Here is a 3,457-nt window from a genome sequence, read left to right as displayed (position 1 = left end):
AAGCGAGGGGGAGCCGGTCAGCGGCTGAGGGAGCGGCGGGGCAGCGGCGAGGAGTAGACGACGCTGGTGGTGACCGAGCCCAGGGCGCCGATCCGGCCCGAGATCTCTTCGAGATGGCTCATCGAGCGGGCGGCGACCTTCAGTACGAAACAGTCGTCGCCCGTCACATGGTGCGCCTCCAGAATCTCGGAGGTCGCCTCCAGCAGATCGTGGAACGGCTTGTAGTTGCCGTTCGGATAGCGCAGCCGCACGAAGGCGAGGATGGACCGGCCGAGCCGCTCACGGTCGACCACCGCGGTATAGCCGGAGATCACTCCGGCCTCCTCCAGCCGGCGCACCCGCTCGGTCACGGCGCTCGCGGACATGGAGACGGCCCTGGCCAGCTCGGCGAAGCTGATCCGGCCGTCGCGTTGCAGGACATCCAGCAGGTGCCAGTCGGTGGCGTCCGGTGAAAACTCGGTCATCACCGAGAAATAGCAGGGAAAGCTCATGCCCATCAAGGTGAGGACCGGGGAATCCCTCTTCGGCGGGCCGGTCGGCGACCGTAGATTTCTGGTCATGACCACACATTCCCGCACGCGTGTCCAAGCTCCGGCTCCTGCTTCTGGTCCGGCCTCTGCTCCTGCGCAAGCTCCCGCCCACGCTCCGTCGGTTGCCGACAGCCCGGTCCTGCGGGTGCTGCCCGCCTCGCCCGGCGAAGCCGTCGCCTACTTCGGCGCGAGCCTCGCCTTCCACGCGGATGTCTCCGATGTCGCCGCCGCGCTGGCCGCCGACGGCGATCCCGGCTTTGTCGTACTCGACTCCCGCTCCACCGAGTCCTGGGACCAGGGCCATGTCCCGGGAGCCGTCCACCTCCCGACCGCGCTGATCGCCGAGCAGGCCGAGCCGCTCCTCGACAAGGCGGTGCCGGTCGTCACGTACTGCTGGGGACCGGGTTGCAACGGCGCCACGCGCGCCGCGCTCGCCCTCGCCGGTCTCGGTTATCAGGTGAAGGAGATGCTCGGCGGTATCGAGTACTGGATCCGTGAGGGCTTCGAGATCGAGACCGCGCAGGGCCTCGAACGCCACGCCGCCGATCCACTGACCGCACCCGTCGGCGCGGCGGTCTGCGGCTGCTGACCCACGCGGTTTGGGTGTTCACCGGTGTGCGCGGAAGAACTCGGTGAGGTCGTGTGCGAGGAGTTCGGGCTCTTCGTGGGCGGCGAAATGGCCCCCGCGGGGCATACGGGTGTACCTCGTGATGTTGTACGTGCGCTCGGCCCAGCTACGGGGCGGCTGCGTGAGGTCGGCCGGGAACAGGGCGAGGGCCGTGGGCACGTTCACCCGTTCCACTCGCCTCGTCAGCCGCTGCCCGTATTCGTAGTAGGGCCGGAACGAGGTCGAGATGGTGTGGGTGAACCAGTAGAGCGATGCCTGTGTCAGGAGGAAGTCGTCGCTGAACCGGGACGACAGGTCGCCTCCGCAGTCGCTCCACGCGCGGTACTTCTCGACGATCCAGGCGAGCAGCCCGGTCGGTGAATCGGCCAGTCCGTAGCTCAAGGTGAGTGGGCGGGTGCTCTGTTCATGCAGGTATCCGCCCTCTTCGGCGGACCATGCCGCGACGGAATCGAGGTACTCCCGCTCCTCAGGAGTGACGTCGGCGGCGTCGTACGTGACCGGGCTGGCGATCGCCGTCAGATGGATGCCCACCAGGGCGTCCGGATGGGCTTCGCCGAGCCGGGAAGTGATGCCGGCGCCCAGGTCGCTCCCGTGCGCGGCGTAGCGCTCGAAGCCGAGTTCGTCGCGCATGAGCCGGTGCCAGATCTCGTGTGTCTGCGGCGGCTCCGTGAGCGAGGGCCGCTGAGGTGAGAAGACGAATCCGGGCAGCGAAGGGACGATGACGGTGAACGCGTCGGCGGCGTCACCTCCGTACTGCGACGGTGTGGCCAGCCGGCGGGCGAGGGCGGTCAGTTCGAGGAAGGAGCTGGGCCATCCGTTGGTCAGAACGATCGGCAGGGCGCCGGAGCGTTCACCGTCGAAGCGGAGGTAGTGGAGGAGAGTTCCGTCGATGTCCGCGAGATGCGACGGGAGTGCGTTGATGCCGGCTTCGTGGGCACGCCAGTCGTAGTCGGAGGCCCAGCGGGCGACAAGGCGTCGCAGTTCGCCGGCGTCGGTACCGGCGTCCCATCCGCCGACGGGCCAGGGAGTCGGCCACCGTGTGCTGAGCAGCCGTGAGCGCAGCTCGTTCAGCTCGGTGTCGGTGACGGTGATCATGGGCGTGTGGTGAGCCATAGGAGTCTCCGAGGTTTCCGTTCTCACATGAGAGTGGTACATGCCTGACCGTCCAAGCCTGCGTCAGGGTGCGTGGTTCGGGGTCGCGCAGCGCCGCCGGGTGGAGCCCGAAGCCAGGACCGCACTGCGGGATATCGGGATGACATCCACTGCCGTACCGACGATCATGGGCGCTCATGTCCACACTTGATACCCCTGCTGATTCCCTTGATCCTCTGGCTCTGCGCCGTGACTCGTTGCCGCTGCGCGGCCGGACCGCCTTGGTGACCGGGGCGAGTCGCCGTCGTGGTATCGGCTGCGCGGTCGCGCGGCGGCTGGTCGCGTACGGCGCGAGCGTCTATCTCCATCACCATGTGCCGCACGATGCGGGTCAGCCCTGGGGCGCCGATCCCGAAGGGCCGGAAGGTGTCGCCGCGTATGTACGGGAGGCGCGGGCGGATCCGGCGGCGCGGGTGGTGCACGGTCCCGGGGATCTGGCCGGGCCCGAGGCGCCCGCGGAACTGATCGGCACCGCCGCCGAGGCGCTCGGCGGGCGGCTCGACATTCTCGTCGCCAACCATGCGCTCAGCGGTTCCGACGGCACGCTCCACACCGTCGACGCGGCGATGCTCGACGCCCACTGGGCGGTCGACACCCGGTCGGTCGTGCTGCTCGTCCAGGCGTACGCTCGGCTGCGCGCGGCGCTTCCCGACCGTACGCCCGGCGGCCGGATCGTCATGATGACCTCCGGTCAGGACCTCGGAGGCGGGATGCCGGAGGAGATCGCGTACGGGCTGGCCAAGGGAGCCCTCGCTTCGGCGACGCGGTCCCTGGCCACCTCGCTCGCGGATCTCGCGGTGACGGTCAACACCGTCAATCCCGGTCCCGTCGACACCGGTTATCTGACGGGCTCCGCGTACGAGGCGATCGCCGCGCTGTTCCCGGCCGGACGCTGGGGCATGCCCGACGATCCGGCGCGGCTGATCGCCTGGCTCGCCTCCGACGAGGCCGAGTGGATCACCGGTCAGATCATCGACTCGGAGGGCGGTTTTCGCCGCTGAACCGGGCCGCTGAACCGGACGGTCGGCGCCGAGACCGTCCGTATCCCGTGCCGGCCCGTGACTCGTACGGCTCGTAAGGGCGCCGCACCACACCGCCGGCGGGCGCTGCCGGGCCCGTGCCTTTCGGCCGGGACCGGCAGGCGCCG

General features: G+C 69.4%; 4 protein-coding genes. 2 read left to right on the top strand and 2 right to left on the bottom strand.

The window, feature by feature from the left end:
* Positions 1 to 17 precede the first annotated feature (17 nt).
* On the bottom strand, positions 18 to 464 hold the full coding sequence (locus tag GA0115259_RS36015) for an Lrp/AsnC family transcriptional regulator (RefSeq protein WP_093604629.1): 447 nt from the start codon (positions 462 to 464) through the stop codon (positions 18 to 20).
* 94 nt (positions 465 to 558) lie between these two features.
* Here GA0115259_RS36015 and GA0115259_RS36010 point away from each other — a divergent pair, with 94 nt between their 5' ends.
* Complete coding sequence (locus GA0115259_RS36010; protein WP_093604627.1) at positions 559 to 1,119, top strand: rhodanese-like domain-containing protein; 561 nt, start codon at positions 559 to 561, stop codon at positions 1,117 to 1,119.
* Positions 1,120 to 1,137: 18 nt separating this feature from the next.
* On the opposite strand, the gene GA0115259_RS36005 is transcribed toward GA0115259_RS36010, so the two are convergent.
* A complete protein-coding gene (locus GA0115259_RS36005) occupies positions 1,138 to 2,271 on the bottom strand; it encodes an epoxide hydrolase family protein (protein WP_202450659.1) in 1,134 nt (377 codons plus the stop codon).
* A 176-nt stretch (positions 2,272 to 2,447) separates the two neighbouring features.
* Between GA0115259_RS36005 and GA0115259_RS36000 the strand changes: the two genes are divergently transcribed.
* A complete protein-coding gene (locus GA0115259_RS36000; RefSeq protein WP_093604623.1) occupies positions 2,448 to 3,311 on the top strand; it encodes an SDR family oxidoreductase in 864 nt (287 codons plus the stop codon).
* Positions 3,312 to 3,457 lie beyond the last annotated feature (146 nt).

It is taken from the genome of Streptomyces sp. MnatMP-M17, assembly GCF_900091995.1.
Taxonomy (GTDB): domain Bacteria; phylum Actinomycetota; class Actinomycetes; order Streptomycetales; family Streptomycetaceae; genus Streptomyces.
The sequence above is the reverse complement of the archived record's forward strand: the minus strand, read 5'-3'. Positions and strand labels throughout refer to the sequence as shown.

Coding starts and splice junctions, on each gene's coding strand:
- GA0115259_RS36015 (WP_093604629.1), bottom strand. CDS start 464: ATGACCGAGTTTTCACCGGACGCCACCGACTGGCACCTGCTGGATGTC.
- GA0115259_RS36010 (WP_093604627.1), top strand. CDS start 559: ATGACCACACATTCCCGCACGCGTGTCCAAGCTCCGGCTCCTGCTTCT.
- GA0115259_RS36000 (WP_093604623.1), top strand. CDS start 2,448: ATGTCCACACTTGATACCCCTGCTGATTCCCTTGATCCTCTGGCTCTG.
- GA0115259_RS36005 (WP_202450659.1), bottom strand. CDS start 2,271: ATGGCTCACCACACGCCCATGATCACCGTCACCGACACCGAGCTGAAC.